We start from the raw sequence: 17775 nt of genomic DNA, 5'->3' as shown, positions 1-17775 counted from the left end.
ACAGAAGAACTCATTGTATCCAAAAAGGTCCAGGTTGCCACATTACCATATGGTGAATTCGCACTCAGGCCGTTGAATAGTTTCCCGGTGTCTTGCCATAGTCCATTTGAAAAATTTGATGTACTCCCGCCAACCGCCGCTTATGGGACCATCTCACATGACAATTCTGAGAGTCGGTTTCTTAGGCTGGGCCCTGCTCATGTGTCTTGTGCTCCCCAACCTTGCCACTGCTCAGGAAGAACCTTCAATCCCGGAAAAATCGTCAAACGGGGAAGACTCTTCCAAGGACAAATTAAAAAGACCCCCATCCACAGTGAGAATTTACCGAAGCCCGGAAGAGCGAAGAGAGGCGGCCGCTGGAACACAACTCACGCCCTGGCTTAAATTTGGTGCGGTGGTGGACATTGAAAAGGAATGGCAGACCAATAATTTCAAAAATGGGATCAAGACGGTCGACAATCCGGATACCGAGTTGGCCATCGAACTCGGGTTCGAAATCACGTCAATTGAGTGGCTGGAAGCTGAACTGCTGTTCGCAATAGAGGACAATGGTAGCGAGCACTATCAGGAAGTTGATGAAGGACTCATCGGAGTGGACCTTGATGACTTTGGGGCAAAAGTGGGCTTGTTATACTTGCCGTTCGGAGAATTTTATTCTCACTTTGTCACGGGACCATTAGTGGAATTCGCTCAAACACGAGGACCCGGCCTGATCGTGGACTATACCCTGTGGGACGCGTTGGAACTATCCGCCTATACCTTTTATGGCAAGGTGGATAAAAAGGGGCACTCTGGCAGGCACCAATTTGATTGGGGGCTGGCCGCCGAGTTTGTGAATGAAGACGAATCGATTCGAATTGGTGGCGGATATATTTCGGATCTTGGAGAAGGCGATGCAGACTTCTTTCTTGACTTCAACAATACCTTTCAACAACATGTCCCGGGATGGACGGCCCATGGCCTCATAGCCTTGCCTCCTTTTGAGTTTACGGGAGAGATCGTGCATGCCACGGAGGCGATTAAGGAATTTGACCAGAATGCCGACAAACCCCTGACCTACAACCTTGAACTCGCGTACTATCCCTCACAATTCCCATGGATACAGTTTGCACTCCGGTACGAACATAGCACCGAATTGGAAGACGAACCTCAAGAGATCTATGGCATCGGGACAAGCTTACGGCCCCTTGATAACCTGAGCCTATCTTTTGAATATTTACGAGGGACATTTAAAAATAATTTTTCCCTCGATGACAACGACAATGTACAAACCAGCTACGATCTCATTGCCATTGCCGCCACCTTTCTATTTTAACATTTATGGATCCCGTCCTTCGGATACGCGCATACACTCACGAAGGTCATGGCACGTATAAGGGTTAGGCCAACCGCAACTGCGCCAAGGAAGCGAGCGCATTTCCCCCACTGATGTCCGGTATGATGCTCAACTCGAGCACAGTGACCGCAGAAAGGTCGACGTGATGGTCTTCCGTCTGGCTTGTTGCGCCGTCGGGACTGAAATTCCACTGCTGGCGCACGATTTCCCGGAACGACTGCCCGCCATCAGACGACCACCGCAACACATACTCTTGCGTCCGCCCGGTGCGGGTTTCCAGAAAATTCAGCCAGATCCTCCGGAGCGGTTGCGGAGTGGCAAAGAGAAGCCGGATCGTCTGCTTGCCCGGCCCTGCGGCACGCCACCCCGAAGTCCCACCGGGCACCAACGCTGCCTCAATTGGAAAAGCGGCGTCCTCCGAAGTTATTTCCACCTCAGCAAGCTCCTCAACATTCAGCCACTCCCCTGGCGGTTCGCTTCCCTCCTGAACCTGGCCGATCACTCTCTTGCGCATGCAGTGTGCCTCCTGATTTTAAGCTGAAGGAATATCCAGCTGCCTACCTATTGATTATTGGGTTCCTTATGAGTCTATCTGTCCGGTCCACCAGCAGCAAATGTCTCTGTGGCATCGGAATCCACACCTCAGGACCTACGAACATCAATTTCCCTTCGCATGCTCTGGCATAATTGAGAGAGGATAGCTTCTGCAAAGCGGGACGCATAACACCGGTATCACGGGTATAGTGCACGGCAAGACGTTCCATACAACGATATGCGAAAGGGCAGGATTCTGCTGTTCATAGCCTGTCAGGAATGGGCAAACCATGTAGTCGCAGAAATGACAGCTTGTCCCAATATCCTCGTTGGAAGACAATCTTATCATCCAGCACCTGAAAAAATCCGCACCCCCGCAACCCAAGCGGGTCCCGCCACTCAAGAATGGCCCAGTCGTCGATTTCAAATATGCGTTCAACGATGCAGCACATCTCTGCCTTGGCAAATTCCTCCTCGAACATCCTGTGAATGGCCGCTCGACCCACGACGGGCTCATTCGCCACCTGATGATTCACCGCGTCATCCGCGTACAAGCCGGCAAGCGCCTCCGCATCGGCACGATTAAATGCCTCCACCCATGATCGAACTAATCCCCCTGGTTTCATTTTCGCTCGCACTCCTGGATAAAGCCGATCCGTGCTACGGCGTCGGCGTGAAGGAATGGTTATGCACTAGCCCAACATACGCATCCCATTGTTTTCCGGCAGGTACTGACCTCGCGCAGCAAGGTAATGCGCCCACAAGATTCGCGCTGCAACCGATCGCCACGGCACCCAATGTCTGGCCAAGAGTTTCTGCTCATTTTTCGTCGGGAGGTCAGTAAGGCGTTTCACTTCACGGAGCGCGACGGCCAGGGCCAAATCCCCTTGAGGCCAGACATCGGGACGTCCAAGTGCCATAAGGTAATAGATGTCCACGCTCCAGGCCCCGAGCCCGGGAACCGCCAATAAGATCTGACGCCCCCGATCATCCGGACCGTTGGCCACCGAACTAAGATCAAGACTACCGTCGAGTATGCGCTCCGCCAGACCAAAACAATAGCCGGCCTTCTGCCTCGTCAGTCCGACATCCCTCAACCCGTTCAATTCAATGGCATAGACCGCTTCCGGAGTCATCCCACCCAGATGGCTGGAAAGCCGCCGGTACATCGTGCGGGCGGCCGCCAGCGACACCTGCTGCTCGAGGATAATCTGAATGAGAGCAGGGAATCCTGGTTCCCGCCCCCACATCGGAGGCTCCCCCAAGCGATCCAGGACAGCACCCAGATCAGAATCCACATCCGCCAGTGCCCGTGCCCCTTGGCGAAGTGAGGCGGGGGTCAGGCTTCGGCGTGCCCTGGCAGGCAATGGCATTGGCATCTATGACTCTTGTTTCAGTGCGTGTCGCAGAAGACACCGAGGATGATCTCTTTTCACTCATGCACGCGTCCCAAGGGTCAGGAGGTACTCACGGCCCCAACGCACCTTGCCGTCGGCAGGCGTCACGTAACCACGGTAAAGATCGATCAGTTCTTTGCGGAAGAGAGCCGCTTTTTCGGCAGGCAGTGCATGATAGGCCCGGTGAGTGGGTCCGTACCGGTCGATGAACAGATCGGCGATTTGTTCGGGAGTGTCCGCATATTCCGGGCAGTCGTACCGTTCGAAGCGGTAGTCCCGGAACGACGAACCGAACCACTTCCTCACCTGCTCTTCGTCGCCCCACAGGAACGGACTCGGAACGTCAGCCGGTGGAGGGACATACTTCCCTGTGACGGTGAACATGCGCCCGACTCCGCTCTCCCGCGTCCAGGCCTGAATCGCGATACGTCCACCACGCTTTGTCACCCGTGCGACCTCGCTGGCCACCTTCTGTTGATCAGGCGCGAACATCAGCCCGCAGGACGAGACGACGACATCAAAGATACCGTCAGGAAATGGCAGATCTTCCGCGTCTCCTGCCTTCCAGGTGATGTCGACGTATCCCTCTTCCGCGGCACGCTTCTTCGCAAAATCGAGGAGTTCCGGAGTAAGATCCAGTCCCGTGACCGCCGCGTTTCGCGCGCGTGCCATGAGTGCCGTATTTCCGGTTCCGCAGGCCACGTCGAGCACGAGTTCGCCGGCTCGGATGCGCCCGCTGCGCACGACATGGTCAGCCACTGCTTGGATCCCTTGGGCGATCTGATTGTAGTCACCGGCTGCCCAGGTGGCTCGATGTTTCTTCTTTAGCTCACTGAAGTCTGGCATTCAGCACCTCCGTTCATGTCGTTTGGCGACTCGTTTGCCCCGCCGTGAGCCTGACATATATCTGCCATGTATTGCTGGTCAGGAATGGGCAAGCTATGTAATCGCAGAAATGACAGCTTGTCCCAATACCCGCGTTGGAAGGCAATCTTATCATCTACCACCTGAAAAAATCCGCACCCGCGTAACAAAACCACTCTGGAAAACGTGAGACGAATTACTTTGGGGATCATACAGAGTATATGGTTCTGGCCCTATAGCTTTACGATGTGTCTCGGCAATCTACCTTGGGGGTTTCCAGTAAAAAACACCTTGAGGGGAGAAACGCATTGCACTAATTTTCCCAACTTTCGTATTAACGTGATTGTCTGTGGTGCCGGGTTTCGCCCCGGCAGACGAGGGCCTTTTGTTTCGGCAAAAGGCCCCAAAACCATTGACGCCCCGTCTGGCCAAATTGAATAGGGCGGACGCGAGCTTTCGGAGGGTGGCACGACTCGCAAGGCTCAAACAAGGCCAGCCAGCCGGCAGGCGTCGACCATGATGGAAGACGAACCTTTCAGGGTCTCTAATAAAAGAGACGCCGATCTCCCTTTCACGGATACCTCAATTCTTCATGACCCAGAGGTCTGGACAAAAAGACCAGCCAAAGACATCCAGTAAGTTGACATATTTCTGCAGTTGACTAAGAATCAACGATGCGGATGGAAAATACGTTTGAGAATAATCTTGAATAGTTTGGTGGGCCCCAATCCCGTGTCGCAGCCGCTTATGACTCCCTGTTTGGTAGTAAGAGGGGGAATAATGGGAACGATCAAATTTCTTGTTTGGTTAATACTGGCATTGCCAACTATGGCATTAGCTGAGAAGAAGCTGTTGATTTTTGGCGGGAACAATCATGATGTTTATTGGGATGTCTCAATTGTTCTGATGTAGTATCTGATTCAGTTCATAATGACATCGGGAAATATGGTTCTTATATTTCATCAACTAGCATTTTTAATGACATAGGAAAGTATGGGTCGGATTTCTCATCTGACAGTCCATGCAATGCTATTGGTTCAAATCCTCCTGTTATAGTTGATGAAAATGGGGGTTTTTATGGGTACCTTACCCTTAATGAAATTAATTCGAATGCTATCACCGATGAGAATATCATTTACAATACAAAGTCTGCAAATAGCTAACAAAGCAAATGCAACCGGATAGCAAAAATGACTTTCTGTTCCTCGCTCTGCTTTTTACATCTGGCAATTTTTGAGGTACGACGATTTATATTATGAAAAAAGGAACTAATAAAGGTGCAAGATGGGTCTATAATTTGGTTTTTCCACAAAGGTGCCAGCAGCTAACGATTTATGGATATGTTTTCAGTAGGGTTGATGAATATAAGGAAAGAGTTCAGGCCTTACAACACCTCCTTACCTTCAATAGGGAATTTAGCCAGCCCATAAACACAGGGACACATGCTATTACAGCGCACCTCGATTTGCCGTCAAAAGAAATGAAGCCAGTTATTGAGTGGGGAAACAAAAAGGCAACGGCATTAAATGACATATTGCTCCTTTTATCAATTTTCACACACCGGGATGTTTTTGCTGAGCCCCAGCCGATAGAAAAAGGTAAGGGAGTTATAACAGCTGATTCTCGTCAACGTCCCTTCGGGCTTGCAAGCGCTATTAGATATGAAAAGGGTGAAGATGAACACGGCAACCAATGCAACGTTGGATTCCAAAAAAATATCGAGCACGTATATAACAAGATGCTTACTGAGTCATGGCAAAAGGAATATGGACAGGGGCGTTTCTTGCTTCTATTTAATTCTGCCTGCAAGAGGCAAATCATTGAAACCTCGTTCATTACATGCTGGACCATATGGGAAATCCTTTTCACACTTCATAATCAATCTTGGTTGTCGGATGGGCAAATAATCAAGCTGCCTGCATTTGAAAAGATCTCGTTCATTCTCACCCAATATCAAATAATGGATCGGGTTAACATGAAGGATAGAAAGGGTATCAAAAATTTCGTGAAAATACGAAATGATTTGGTCCATGCAGGTCGTATTGTTGATGAAGCTTCAATTCATGATGCTGAACTTTTTGTGCGGGTCACGACGATAATCGTCGCGCAGATTCTCGGGCTCTCTTTGGCTGATGTTCTTGCCTCACAAGCACAACTACTGACCCGCCTCAGAGGTTAGGAGGCGTTTACTCCATGGAAGGACAAAAGGCATAGTGAAATTTTTCTTTTCTTAGGAGTTTGACCTACAAGTACCAAGGACCCTCCAAGCTCACCGCATACCCAAGCAGGTGACAATTCAGGCAACTTCAGAATTGGATGAGGAATTTAAATTACCTAAAGACGCCAACCGAACTGTATTTAAGAATTTCCTGGAAGATCTCATTGTGGAGTTGTGACAGTGGGTTTCAATCGCTTGGTTATCTCGGGAGAATAAAAGGACTAAGGACACCTTGCCCAAAGTATCCACTTCCTTTTCACTGACGCGTGCTGACTGGCCAAGGACGGACGCTCTTATCCCCTGGCGGGCTTTGTTTGAGCGGAGCGAGTTAGCCCGCCCTCCAAAAGCTCGCGTCCGCCCTATCCGATGCGGCCAGGCAGGGCGTCATGGGTTTTGGCTACTTTTGCCGAAACAAAAGTGGCTCGGCTGTCGGGCCGAAACCCGGCAACGCTCGAAAAAAAGTTTCATACGAACAGAAAATCAAAGATCCTCAGCTTATTCTGATCCTCCTATTCATTAGGTAGGCCGCACAACGGTTTGCCAAGGAGATTCGCATGCGTTTAGGAATCCTCTTTCTCATCACCATCGTGATCTCCGGCTGTGCCAGTCAAACATACCGCGAGACTCAAGAGAGTAAGTTTGCTGGTGCGCTCGATGTCCGATGGGTCAAGAACGACTACTTTTTATTTCTCCCTAGCAAAGACAATCCCTTTATGCTGATCCGGGCAAACGGTCAGTCAATCCGACCGGGCCCGATGTACACAGACGGCGGCTCGATCCCCAGATTCTTGTGGGGCATTGAAGGCTATTCCCCTTGGGGTTATGCACCTGCATATATTGTCCATGACTGGCTCTTTGAGGCGCACCACTGCGGATATGAGCCTGACAACCGGCACACCTTCGGCGATTCCGTGGCTGTCATTGCCGAAGGCCTGAAGGCCGTCATGGAAGCCAATATCGAAGTTCGTAACTATTTTGTTTTTGACAGTGTGGTCGCCGCGGTTGGGTCACCCATTGCGAAGCGCTTGTGGCAGGATGGTTCGTGTAAGGTACCTCCACTTGAAATTCAAGCAATCAATGAAAAGGCTTTTCGAGGTGAGGAGCTACCCGGCGATTTACTCATGACAATCACGTTCGAATAAAAGGGGTACCAATGGGATCGCCATCGGCAGCCATCTCTCTGAAAGACCAGCGAGAACTCTTCATTCCCTGGGACTCTCCACTTCCTTTTCCCTGACGCCTGCTGACTGGCCCTGGGGCGGACGCTCTCATTCCCCGGCGGGCTTTGTTTGAGCAGAGCGAGTTAGCCCGCCCTCCGAAGACCCGCGTCCGCCCTATCCGATCTGACCAGGCAGGGCGTCACTGGTTTTGGCTACTTTTGCCGAAACAAAAGTGGCTCGGCTGCCGGGACGAAACCCGGCAATGCTCAAAACTGCCAATCATTCCAGATAGTAGAATGTTGTGCCCGAATACATCGAAATTTATTTACTGGAATTGCTGTAGCCTGAACAACATCGAGCATCAATACCAGGCGAGATCATGCCCCCAATTCCTGAATAATCGCATCATGCAATTTGGGGCGAAAGGTTTTGATGGCTTGATTATCCCGGGTTGGATGGACTCGGTTGGAAAGAAAAATAACTTCCAGGTCACGAGTCGGGTCGATCCAGATACTCGTGCCGGTAAATCCCAAGTGGCCGAACGATTCAGGCGAAAACCACTGACCCGAGGAGGAGGGTTGGGAGGGCGTATCCCAGCCTAAGGCCCAACTGGTTCCGGACTGTGCCGCCACAAACTCTTTCACCAGGTGAGAATCAAATACACCGGAGTGTCCTTTATAACTTTTCAGCCAGGCTTGGGTAATCTGTCCTACGGCTTCGGCAGTTCCAAACAGTCCGGCGTGCCCGGCAATGCCTCCCAGCGCGAACGCGTTTTCATCATGCACCTCCCCCTGCAAAAGTCGCCCACGCCATGGATCCTGTTCAGTGGGTGCGCATCCACCAATCGATGAGTCCAATATTGCCGCCACGTTCGTCCTTCGATAGCCAAGAGGGCACGCATGTAAGGGACCAAAGATCCGACTCTGACAAAAATCAGACAATGATTGATTCGTGATCCGCTCCACGATAAACCCAAGCACCATATAGCCCAAATCACTGTAGAGGCTTTTAGGGTGTGTCCCTGCTTCAATCGGTTCCTTGAGGATTAACTCCAGAAATGCCGTGGCTCGTTCCTGACGGGATGGGACATCTGAGAGGAGAGCAGGAGGGAAAGACCGGTAAAACGGACGCCAGGCTGGAAGGCCGCTTTGATGAGAGAGCACGTCCTTGAGACGCGCCCGGCCTAATGGAAAATTTTTAGTCTCAGGGAGCCACGTCCCGATAGGCGTTGATAGATCCAGATGCCCATCCTGCACCAGGAGCAGAATAGCCGATGCGGTTGCCAGAGGCTTAGTGAGGGAAGCGAGGTCGTAGATGGTCTGAAGCTGGACAGGATAGGCATCCGGAAGTCCGGAGGTAAGACCCACAGCATGATGCATCCGGAGATAGCCCTGGTGCCGAACGAACAAGACCGCACCAGGAAACACCTGCGCATGAATTCCTTCAAGGAGGAGACGCACCATAGGATCGGTCTGATCCACAATGTACTGAGGAGGTCGAAACGTCTAGCCGGCTTCCCGATGGGAGGCTCGCTCAGCACTCATTTCCGGCTCGCCTTCCCCTTCAAACGCATCGTCCGGTCGCTCTTCAATTTCTACTAACCGATGGAAGGAACTCAACGTCAACCGTAAGCGATCCAACACCAGCGCCCGTTGCTGTTTGAGTGTCGAGATCATTCGGCGCATTTCGGCGAGTTCGGCCCGACTTTGCGCCAGAATTTCTTCGGCTTTCAACTCTGCCTCTTTCACTAAAAGATCCGCATCCCGTTGGGCCCCATGCTTGAGTTGGTCGACAAAAGATTGGGTTGAAATGAGCGTACTGGTCAACGTGGTTTCCGCTCGTTTGAGTTGCCCCACTTCATCATCTTTCCCGGACAATTTCTCTTTGAGCACCAGGTTGTCCTTGGTAAGCTCCTCAACCGACTCGGCGATTTCTTCCAAAAATTGGTCCACCTGCGTCTTGTGATACCCTCGCCATTGGGTATCAAAGACTTTATGCTGAATGTCCAACGGTGTAATTTTCATGACGACTCCTTTCCCCTCACCGGCTAGTGCATTCTGAGCGCGAGATCCTTCAAGGATGCTACCACGGCAATCTGGAAAAACATAATAATAAGGATAGCAATGATCGGAGATAAATCAATTCCCAGTCCAAGCATGCCAACCCGACGCCGGATTTGAGAAAGGACCGGCTCCGTCATTCTTTCTAAAAATTGAACAATAGGATTCCAGGGATCAGGGTTCACCCAGGATATCAAGGCTCGAATAATGATAACCCACATATAGATCCATAAAATCGTATCCAGGATGGTCGCAATCGCCTGTAGAACGTTACCCGCAATAAACATGATCCTCCTTTACAGATAAGAGTGATGAAAAATCATGGCCTGAATCTGGCCGAAGGTATCGCCAGCGGCGTTCCCTGCCTTCGCCGGATCGGCTTCGCGCAGGCAGGTCGTCACTTGGCCGGACTCACGTACTCCCTCATACGATCCGTGCCCGTCCAATGTCCGGGCTTTGCTGGCCGTGCCTTCTTGAACACTCTTTTTTCGTATGCTCCCGATTACCTTCATGCTGACAAACTGAAATTTTTTTCACATATTCAACAGCGTGATCGATATCGGGCGGGTTATCCCACGGTGCCAGGACTGACGGCTGTTCCTCGACTTCCAAAAATAGCTGTGCCGATCCGAACCATCGTCGCCCCTTCTTCTATCGCGATCTCATAGTCATGAGACATGCCCATGGATAAGTCGGTCATCCGCACACGACGCCATGTCTGTCGAGCCAGCCCATTTCGCAATCGACTGACTTGCGTAAAATAGGGACGAACGTCTTCAGGATTTTCCTTCCACGGCGGAAGCGTCATGAGCCCCTGGATCTCGAGGTGAGGGAGCCGGTCTAGCTCCTCTATCCTGGCTTCCACCTCCTGTGAGGTAAATCCTCCCTTGCTGGCTTCCCCCCCGACATTTACTTCGAGTAACACGGCTTGTTGAATCCCAATTTTCCCGGCCACGGCATTAATATTTTCGGCCTGCTCCAGACTTTCCACGGAATGCAGCAACGAAAAATTCCCGACAAGATCTTTGAGTTTCCGACGTTGCATCCGACCAATGAAATGCCAGACTAAGGCTTCTCGTGGCCCCAGAACCTGTCGCTTTTCCTGAGCCTCCTGAAGCCGGTTTTCTCCAAATATTCGCACGCCCGCCCTATAGGCTTCTTCTAAATCGACGGCAGGGACGGTTTTGGTCGCTGCCAGCAACCGAATACCGGAAGGATCCCGCCCGACACGAATGGCGGCCTCCCGGATGTTCTCCTGGATGATTTGAATCCTATGGGTAATGGAGTTGGAAACGTGGTCATCCTTCAACAAGAACACCGAAGACTTTTCATATGAATTCTATTGTAAACGGGATTGCCGCTTGAGTCACGGGCAGGGAGTATGTACACGCATCAAACCGAATATCTGGCTCCTCGCACTTTCCTGTGAGTCTCTAGATGGGTCTGCTGAAAAAAGCCGCAAGCGGCGCCGTTCTGGCCATTTTTCCGTGCTCACGTACTAAGCGTACGCTCCGCGCGTAAAAACGGCTGCGGCCTTTCCTTCGAGCTCAGGACAGGACTGGACCGACTTTTTTGAACCGACCCGGAGCCGTTCATGAGTAATCTAATCCTGGGCAAATTTTCCCTTGAAAAATCTTTATTATTCAACACTCCCTTGAAGGTTCGTCGCCATAGTCCGAGGCCTGCCGTCCGGCTCAAAGGATGGCCGTTCTCATTTCCTGGCGGGCCTTGTCTAAGCGGAGTGAATTAGCCCATCTTGCAGGCGAGCATCTTTCTTCTCACATGGGGCCAGACGGGGCATCACTGGCTTTTAGGGATTGTCGTCCACACAAAGGTTGCGTCTCCTTTGGGACGGGCCATGCAAGTTCTCGCCTGCCGGGGCGAAACCCGGCAACAAAGAACATCACGTTGACACAAGAATTGGGGGCACCAATGCCATACCTTCTTCTACCAGCACCTTTTCTTGGAACCGCAAGATGGGGCGAATCGCTTAAGATGGGTCAGCGATGCGTCCCTACATCGCATAAAACCTTGCCACTCCCGGCAAGCGAGATCAATCCTTAGGCAGCAGGCAGGATAATTCCACTATACATGGTCCCATTGACCTTTCCCTCCCGCCTGTAGGAATAAAAGAGATCGTCCCGACAATGTGTGCAATGGTCCACCCGTCCAATCTGAGAGTCAGGAACGCCACCGGCGCGGATCTGGTGGTAGATCAGTTGTTTGAGGTCTAACACCCCTTTGCCTTCGTTGGTTTCTTGAAGCACCCCGGGCCATACTGGATACCGGCTTCTCAACGGGTTGATGACCTGTTCATCGACTTCGTAACAACACGGTCCGATAGAGGGACCGATTGCCAGATGCATGTGCTCCGGCTTTGCCCCGAATTCATTCACGCACGACCGGATGGTTTCTGCCACGATGCCGCCCACGGCGCCGCGCCATCCGGCATGAATGGCACCAATCACTCCCCTGGCCTTCTCGATGAGCAGCACCGGGACACAATCCGCCGTACGCACGACCACCAGGGTCTCAGGTTGATTGGTGACCAACGCGTCCCCCTCGGTCTGCTCTAATGTCCCTAGCCCCCTATGGGTGTGGATGACGACCACCCGGGTACTATGGATTTGCTTGAGCGCGACGACAGCAGGAAAATCCCGCGGCCCGCTCGCAATGTGCCCAAGTTGTATATGGGTGGCTAACCCTACCGGCGTACTCCGGGTCCCGAAGAAATGCCGCACGGGGATCAGATCACTCGTCAATCCGTCATCAGACACTCCTGACCCCTTTGGGAAGGAAGGTTTCTCCACATTCATGGGATTAATTCTCCGCTTTCCTCCGTAAAAAAGTCGGCACATCCCAATCATCATCCACCAACAGGCTGGTCTTTTCAGGAGCCGGCCTGGCAGTCGCCTGTCGTCGCATATAGGTGGGCCGGTCGAGATCCTCAGAACCGTTGCTAGCCCCATTTTCCGCAGGCACCGCCACCAAGGCAGGTTTTTTGACAGGCTCCACCACAAGGGTCGGTTGATGCGCATTGGAAAACCGCATGACCGACTCGGTCTGTTCGAATCCTGTGGCAATGACTGTCACGGTCAATTCATCCCCTAGCTCGGGATTAATGACCTGCCCCACGATGATATTGGCTTGAGGATCTGCCGCTTCCCGCGCAATATTGGACGCTTCGTTGACTTCATGTAACGTGAGATTGGGCCCCCCCGTAATATTCAACAACAACCCTCTTGCCCCTTCCACACTTCCATCTTCCAGCAAGGGGCTGGCAATGGCTAGTCTGGCGGCATCGCTGGCTCGCGTCGGACCTCGACCCGTACCCATGCCCATCACCGCACGCCCGGAATAGCCCATGACGGTTCGCACATCGGCAAAATCCACATTGACCAATCCCGGAGTGGTAATGACATCAGAAATACCTTGAATGGCCTGACGCAGCACATCATCCGCAATCTTAAATGCCTCCACAAGCGGCGTACTTTTATCGACCATTCCCAGGAGTTTCTGGTTGGGAATGATCAAGAGGGAATCCACGTATTTTTTTAATTCACGGATTCCTTCTTCGGCAAAGCTGGTCCGCCGGTTTCCTTCATATTGGAAGGGTTTGGTCACCACCCCCACCGTGAGAATGCCCAACTCTTTGGCAATCTTTGCGGCAACGGGAGCACCGCCCGTGCCCGTTCCTCCACCCATACCTGCCGTGACAAAGACCATATCCGCCCCTTCCAGGGCCTCACGGATTTGGTGTTCACTTTCCATTGCCGATTCTTTCCCCACCTCCGGCTTGGCTCCTGCCCCCAGGCCCCGCGTCCGCTCCGGACCCAATTGGATTTTGTACGACGCAAGGGAGCGGCCCAGGGCCTGCAAATCGGTATTGGCCACGACAAATTCTACCCGGCTGAGGCCGGCTTCAATCATCGTATTCACCGCGTTGCACCCCGCACCTCCGACACCGACCACTTTGATGTTAATAACCGATTGCTCCTCATCAGACAGTGAAAACATACGACTCCTCCTTTCTACCACTCCCCTGGTCACCCGTGGGGACATTTGATTGATGACTCACCTTGGCTCGCGAAGCAGGCACGGATCCATGATCCTCCTTTCTTGTCATGATTTAAAAAAAGTTCATGATCCATCCCTTCATTTTCCCGACGAGACCACCGGCCCAACGCCCGGATTTTTTGCCTTTGCCGGCTCCCGGGCCCACCAGTTCAAACTCATTTTCGTGACTCACCGAATGGACGATAAGCCCGACAGCCGTCGAGTAGCTTGGATTACTGACTATTTCCCGTAAACCTTCCACTCCGATTGGCTTCCCTAACCGCACCGACAGATTAAGCACGTGTTCCGCCACTTCGGCCATGCCCGGAAGTAGGGAGGTTCCGCCCGTCAATACGCCTCCAGCCACCAGCATCCCGTCATACCCGGCTCGACGGATTTCACGAAGCACGAGCTCGAACATTTCTTCCACCCGTGGAGATAAAATTTGCGCGACCAAGGCTCGAGGCATCACCCGGGGCGGCCGCCCTCCCACACTCGGCACTTCAATGCATTCGTCCTCATTCACAAAGAGACTACTGGCCACCCCATATTTCAATTTAATTTTTTCCGCCTCCTCCGGCGCGGTTTTCAATCCCATTGCCAGATCCCCGGTGAGATGGCTCCCTCCGATAGGAAGAACCGCCGAGTGCCGGATACATCCCTCGACAAAAATCGCGATATCAGTGGTTCCTCCCCCGATATCCACCATCACGACCCCCAGGTCTTTTTCCTCATGGGTCAGCACGGCCGCGCTGGAGGCTAACGGTTGCAAAACAATATCGACGACATCCAATCCCGCCCGGCTGACACACCGGATCAGGTTTTGTGCCGAGGTGACCGCTCCGGTCACAATATGCACGTCGACTTCCAACCGTGATCCCGCAATGCCTAATGGATCGCGAATCCCTTCCTGATCATCCACAATAAATTCCCGGGGAAGCACATGGAGAATTTGGCGGTCTGGAGCCGGCACGGCGCAGGCTCGCGCGGTATCGACAGCCCGACGGACATCCGCCTTGGTCACTTCCCGTTTTTTTAAGGCCACCACGCCTTGGGCACTTTCACTTCCGATATGGCTTCCCGCAATCCCCGTATACACCGAATTGATTTGGACCGCCGACATCAATTCTGCTTCCTCCACGGCCCGCTTGATGGACTCCACGGTACTGTCCATGTTGACGACCATGCCTTTTCTCAATCCGTTCGAACGATGTGAGCCCACTCCGATCACATGAATGGAGCGATCATCCTGGATTTCTCCCACCACCGCACAAATTTTTGTTGTCCCGATGTCCAGTCCCACGACAATGTGTTCTTTTTTGGTCATGTCCTATAGTGTCCTCTTGCGAAAAATGACTTTTTGAGCAAATCGCAAATCCACTTCTTGCGACCGACCTTCAATTTTATCCTTCACGGTGGGATACAACACCAAAAATCGTTGCCACTGATCTTCCACCTCACGCCCGAATTGAAACCGGACATTGGGAAGATCCACGATCGTTGTATGAGGTTGCGACACATCAATCCGTGGTCTGCCCGAAAACTGCCGGGACAGCAACTCAGCAATGTAAATACCCTGCTTGGCGCGTCGATGGCCTTCGGCTTGGTGCTGTGTCATAAATGTGGAGGTCACCCCATCAACAATGGGCAATGTCGTCCCTGTCTGAACCTTCCCTTTCGGCAACAGATACCCTTCTGCATCCAGATAATAGGGTTCTGTTGGTGATGCAAACACCGCTGCAGGCTGACGCTCAGTCACCTGGATCACCAGTGAATGGGGCAACACGCGCTCAAAGTCGACCGACCCAATCCACGGATGCGATTCCAAGCGGGTCGCAAGCAGCTCTGAATCCACAGAGAACAAACTGGTCTGTGGCGCCAAGTCCAGCTTCGTCAGAATTTCATCGCGTGTGACTCGATCCAAACCCACAACCGTGATCTGTTGGATTTCCGTCCACTCATCCGCCCACCGCATCACCTGACGTCCTCCCACTACCACCACCACAATAAGACAGGCCAGGGCACCTCCAATCACGACACGCCGGACCCGCAAGGCTGTCGATGACGACTTCGCTTTCCCCGGTCCTCCGGTTTTTTTAAGGGGCCGGTTTTTTCGAGGCCGTTTCGTGTTAAGGGATTCTTCCGATATCATGACGCAGAACTCCTGGTGCTCCTTATTTTCCCGAAGGACGGTACCATCCTTTTCGGTAGAGCCTCACGCAAAATCCGTTCAACCAGATCATCATAGTCCCACCCGATCTGTGCCGCTGCCATGGGAAGCAAACTCCGTTCAGTCATGCCGGGAATGGTGTTCAATTCAAGAATATACGGACGTCCGTTGGTATGAATGCGAAAATCGACTCGCGCGGCACCCCGACACCCTAACGCCTGATAGGCACGAAGGCTGTAATCACGGAGAGCGGTTTCCAGTTTTGAAGAAAGTGAAGCCGGACACTCATAACGAGTTGCCGCCTTTCCATATTTGGCCGTGAAATCGTAGAAGCCCCCGGGAACGATGATTTCTACGCCTGGTAAGACCTTGTTGCCAAAAACCCCCACCGCTATTTCCCGGCCGGGAATATATTTTTCCACCACTGCCTGCTCCCCATATCGATAAGCTTCTTTTAAGGCCTCCGTCCATTGAGATGGCTTGCGCACGATCGAGACACCAAACGTAGACCCCTCCGCACAAGGCTTCACCACCACAGGCAAGCCTAAGCTGGGAGGTGGACGAACCGGGATCATTTTGCCGGATACGGTCATACCTGGCGGGACGGGTACCTTGGCAGCCTGAAGGACCACGCGCGTCAATCCCTTGTTCATGCAGACGGCACTCGCCGTCACGCCCGATCCCGTGTACGGCATCTTCATGACTTCCAACATCCCCTGAACCGTGCCGTCTTCCCCTCCGGGCCCATGCAAGGCGAGAAAGGCCACCGAAATTTTTTTTGCCCGGATCTGATGCGACAATGTGGCATCGACTTCAATGGGAATGACCGTATATCCACGTCGTTTCAACGCATCACAGATTGAACGCCCCGTCTTGAGCGAAATCTCTCTTTCAGCTGAGGATCCGCCCATTAGCACACCGATTCGCAAAGATTTTTGTGTCATCATTCTCTGTGTCATCACCTTATGATAAGCCTTTCACTCTGACCGCATCTCTTCGTCACCACCATCAAACCCGGTATCACTCCGATTCTCCAATAATTTTCCATTCAAGCTGAAGACGGACCCCAAACTTTTTCGCCACGGTTTGCCGGACTTTTCGAATCAAAGCCAAGACCTGGTCGGCGGTGGCCGCTCCTCTATTCACAATAAAGTTGGCATGTTTGGTCGAGACTTCCGCATCACCAATCCGCACACCCTTTAATCCTGCTGCTTCAACTAACCGTCCGGCAGAATCTCCCGGCGGATTTTTAAACACGGACCCGGCATTCGGAAGGGTTAACGGTTGGGTCTCCCGACGGTACTGCAGATAGGTTTTGGTTTTCGCCTCCACCTGCGCTTTATTCGAGAGAGCCAACTGGACCCACGCGCCAACGACGACGCCTTTGGGGAGCGTCGCCTTCCGGTAAGCAAATGACATGTTGGAAGCTTCCACTCGTACGCGATGTCCACGAAGATTCACCAAATCGACGGCATGCAAGACCTCCTGCATTTCTCCCAATCGCGTACCGGCATTCATCACCACCCCTCCACCGACGGTTCCCGGAATTCCCGCCGCCCACTCCATTCCGGACAGATGATGCCCCACCGCAAATTGCATCAATCTGGGCAACCGCACGCCCGCCTGGGCATATACCACGTGACCGGTTTCCTCATGTATCCCGGTTAAGTGTTTCAATTGCATGACAATGCCTCGAATTCCTTTATCGCGAACGACCACATTGGTCCCGCCTAACACCACGAAGGGAATCCCTTCTGTTCGGGCCCCTACCAGCACGCGAATGACGTCTTCCACATCCAGTGGAAAAATCAGGACATCCGCAGGGCCTCCCACCTGCAACGACAGAAGAGGCGCCAGGGATTCGTTCCAGTGGACTTCTCCTTTCACATGCTGCACGGCTCGTTGAAGCCGTTTCGCTGTCAGTGTCGGCCGGCCGGTCTTCACCTGTACAATCCTCGACTTCCATGACTCACCACATTC

Annotated in this window: 18 protein-coding genes and 1 pseudogene; 3 read left to right on the top strand and 16 right to left on the bottom strand. The window is 52.5% G+C overall.

Features of this window, described 5'->3' with window-relative positions:
• Positions 1-157 precede the first annotated feature (157 nt).
• Complete coding sequence (locus tag PQG83_RS17740; protein ID WP_312743957.1) at positions 158-1315, top strand: LbtU family siderophore porin; 1158 nt, start codon at positions 158-160, stop codon at positions 1313-1315.
• A gap of 64 nt (positions 1316-1379) precedes the next feature.
• Here the strand turns inward: PQG83_RS17740 and PQG83_RS17735 are convergent, their stop codons facing one another.
• The 5 genes and pseudogenes from PQG83_RS17735 to PQG83_RS21075 all read right to left on the bottom strand — a co-directional run.
• The gene (locus PQG83_RS17735) at positions 1380-1850 is read right to left on the bottom strand and encodes a hypothetical protein (RefSeq protein WP_312743954.1); all 471 of its coding nucleotides are present in this window, start codon (positions 1848-1850) and stop codon (positions 1380-1382) included.
• 283 nt (positions 1851-2133) lie between these two features.
• Positions 2134-2496 (bottom strand): nuclear transport factor 2 family protein, encoded by a 363-nt coding sequence (locus PQG83_RS17730; RefSeq protein ID WP_312743951.1) that lies wholly within the window; start codon positions 2494-2496, stop codon positions 2134-2136.
• A 66-nt stretch (positions 2497-2562) separates the two neighbouring features.
• Positions 2563-3249, bottom strand: a complete 687-nt coding sequence (locus tag PQG83_RS17725) for a DNA-3-methyladenine glycosylase family protein (protein ID WP_312743948.1) — start codon at positions 3247-3249, stop codon at positions 2563-2565.
• Between the two features lie 57 nt (positions 3250-3306).
• Positions 3307-4113: a class I SAM-dependent methyltransferase gene (locus PQG83_RS17720; RefSeq protein WP_312743945.1), complete on the bottom strand. Its 807-nt coding sequence runs from the start codon at positions 4111-4113 to the stop codon at positions 3307-3309.
• A gap of 83 nt (positions 4114-4196) precedes the next feature.
• Positions 4197-4298 (bottom strand): annotated as a pseudogene (locus PQG83_RS21075) (steroid delta-isomerase); the annotation flags it as partial.
• Positions 4299-5386: 1088 nt separating this feature from the next.
• On the opposite strand from PQG83_RS21075, the gene PQG83_RS17715 reads away from it, so the two are divergent.
• Positions 5387-6310, top strand: a complete 924-nt coding sequence (locus PQG83_RS17715) for a hypothetical protein (RefSeq protein WP_312743942.1) — start codon at positions 5387-5389, stop codon at positions 6308-6310.
• Positions 6311-6903: 593 nt separating this feature from the next.
• The gene (locus PQG83_RS17710; protein WP_312743939.1) at positions 6904-7491 is read left to right on the top strand and encodes a hypothetical protein; all 588 of its coding nucleotides are present in this window, start codon (positions 6904-6906) and stop codon (positions 7489-7491) included.
• Positions 7492-7886: 395 nt separating this feature from the next.
• Here PQG83_RS17710 and PQG83_RS17705 read toward each other — a convergent pair whose 3' ends face one another.
• From PQG83_RS17705 to murB, 11 genes are all read right to left on the bottom strand, one after another.
• The gene (locus PQG83_RS17705; protein ID WP_312743936.1) at positions 7887-8972 is read right to left on the bottom strand and encodes a serine hydrolase domain-containing protein; all 1086 of its coding nucleotides are present in this window, start codon (positions 8970-8972) and stop codon (positions 7887-7889) included.
• Positions 8973-9014: 42 nt separating this feature from the next.
• A complete protein-coding gene (locus tag PQG83_RS17700; RefSeq protein WP_312646158.1) occupies positions 9015-9533 on the bottom strand; it encodes a DivIVA domain-containing protein in 519 nt (172 codons plus the stop codon).
• Positions 9534-9556: 23 nt separating this feature from the next.
• The gene (locus PQG83_RS17695) at positions 9557-9856 is read right to left on the bottom strand and encodes a YggT family protein (protein WP_312646157.1); all 300 of its coding nucleotides are present in this window, start codon (positions 9854-9856) and stop codon (positions 9557-9559) included.
• A gap of 9 nt (positions 9857-9865) precedes the next feature.
• On the bottom strand, positions 9866-10081 hold the full coding sequence (locus PQG83_RS17690; RefSeq protein WP_312743932.1) for a hypothetical protein: 216 nt from the start codon (positions 10079-10081) through the stop codon (positions 9866-9868).
• A 56-nt stretch (positions 10082-10137) separates the two neighbouring features.
• A complete protein-coding gene (locus PQG83_RS17685; protein ID WP_312743930.1) occupies positions 10138-10887 on the bottom strand; it encodes a YggS family pyridoxal phosphate-dependent enzyme in 750 nt (249 codons plus the stop codon).
• A gap of 742 nt (positions 10888-11629) precedes the next feature.
• Positions 11630-12346, bottom strand: a complete 717-nt coding sequence (gene pgeF, locus PQG83_RS17680) for a peptidoglycan editing factor PgeF (RefSeq protein WP_312743928.1) — start codon at positions 12344-12346, stop codon at positions 11630-11632.
• Positions 12347-12389: 43 nt separating this feature from the next.
• Entirely contained in the window at positions 12390-13586 is a 1197-nt protein-coding gene (gene ftsZ, locus PQG83_RS17675) for a cell division protein FtsZ (RefSeq protein WP_312743925.1), read from the bottom strand.
• Between the two features lie 112 nt (positions 13587-13698).
• A complete protein-coding gene (gene ftsA, locus PQG83_RS17670) occupies positions 13699-14952 on the bottom strand; it encodes a cell division protein FtsA (protein WP_312743922.1) in 1254 nt (417 codons plus the stop codon).
• Positions 14953-14955: 3 nt separating this feature from the next.
• Complete coding sequence (locus PQG83_RS17665) at positions 14956-15777, bottom strand: cell division protein FtsQ/DivIB (RefSeq protein WP_312743919.1); 822 nt, start codon at positions 15775-15777, stop codon at positions 14956-14958.
• Complete coding sequence (locus PQG83_RS17660) at positions 15774-16742, bottom strand: D-alanine--D-alanine ligase family protein (RefSeq protein WP_312743917.1); 969 nt, start codon at positions 16740-16742, stop codon at positions 15774-15776. The genes PQG83_RS17665 and PQG83_RS17660 overlap by 4 nt, the downstream gene beginning before the upstream one ends.
• A 73-nt stretch (positions 16743-16815) precedes the next feature.
• A complete protein-coding gene (gene murB / locus PQG83_RS17655) occupies positions 16816-17739 on the bottom strand; it encodes a UDP-N-acetylmuramate dehydrogenase (RefSeq protein ID WP_312743914.1) in 924 nt (307 codons plus the stop codon).
• Positions 17740-17775 lie beyond the last annotated feature (36 nt).

The sequence above is a fragment of the Candidatus Nitrospira neomarina genome, assembly GCF_032051675.1.
Taxonomy (GTDB): Bacteria; Nitrospirota; Nitrospiria; order Nitrospirales; family UBA8639; genus Nitrospira_E; species Nitrospira_E neomarina.
Note: the sequence above shows the minus strand (reverse complement) of the source record. Positions and strands in the feature narration are given on the sequence as shown.

Coding starts and splice junctions, on each gene's coding strand:
- ftsZ (WP_312743925.1), bottom strand. CDS start 13,586: ATGTTTTCACTGTCTGATGAGGAGCAATCGGTTATTAACATCAAAGTG.
- ftsA (WP_312743922.1), bottom strand. CDS start 14,952: ATGACCAAAAAAGAACACATTGTCGTGGGACTGGACATCGGGACAACA.
- PQG83_RS17730 (WP_312743951.1), bottom strand. CDS start 2,496: ATGAAACCAGGGGGATTAGTTCGATCATGGGTGGAGGCATTTAATCGT.
- PQG83_RS17700 (WP_312646158.1), bottom strand. CDS start 9,533: ATGAAAATTACACCGTTGGACATTCAGCATAAAGTCTTTGATACCCAA.
- PQG83_RS17735 (WP_312743954.1), bottom strand. CDS start 1,850: ATGCGCAAGAGAGTGATCGGCCAGGTTCAGGAGGGAAGCGAACCGCCA.
- PQG83_RS17720 (WP_312743945.1), bottom strand. CDS start 4,113: ATGCCAGACTTCAGTGAGCTAAAGAAGAAACATCGAGCCACCTGGGCA.
- PQG83_RS17705 (WP_312743936.1), bottom strand. CDS start 8,972: ATGGTGCGTCTCCTCCTTGAAGGAATTCATGCGCAGGTGTTTCCTGGT.
- PQG83_RS17740 (WP_312743957.1), top strand. CDS start 158: ATGACAATTCTGAGAGTCGGTTTCTTAGGCTGGGCCCTGCTCATGTGT.
- PQG83_RS17715 (WP_312743942.1), top strand. CDS start 5,387: ATGAAAAAAGGAACTAATAAAGGTGCAAGATGGGTCTATAATTTGGTT.
- PQG83_RS17710 (WP_312743939.1), top strand. CDS start 6,904: ATGCGTTTAGGAATCCTCTTTCTCATCACCATCGTGATCTCCGGCTGT.
- PQG83_RS17695 (WP_312646157.1), bottom strand. CDS start 9,856: ATGTTTATTGCGGGTAACGTTCTACAGGCGATTGCGACCATCCTGGAT.
- PQG83_RS17690 (WP_312743932.1), bottom strand. CDS start 10,081: ATGAAGGTAATCGGGAGCATACGAAAAAAGAGTGTTCAAGAAGGCACG.
- PQG83_RS17665 (WP_312743919.1), bottom strand. CDS start 15,777: ATGATATCGGAAGAATCCCTTAACACGAAACGGCCTCGAAAAAACCGG.
- PQG83_RS17660 (WP_312743917.1), bottom strand. CDS start 16,742: ATGATGACACAAAAATCTTTGCGAATCGGTGTGCTAATGGGCGGATCC.
- PQG83_RS17725 (WP_312743948.1), bottom strand. CDS start 3,249: ATGCCAATGCCATTGCCTGCCAGGGCACGCCGAAGCCTGACCCCCGCC.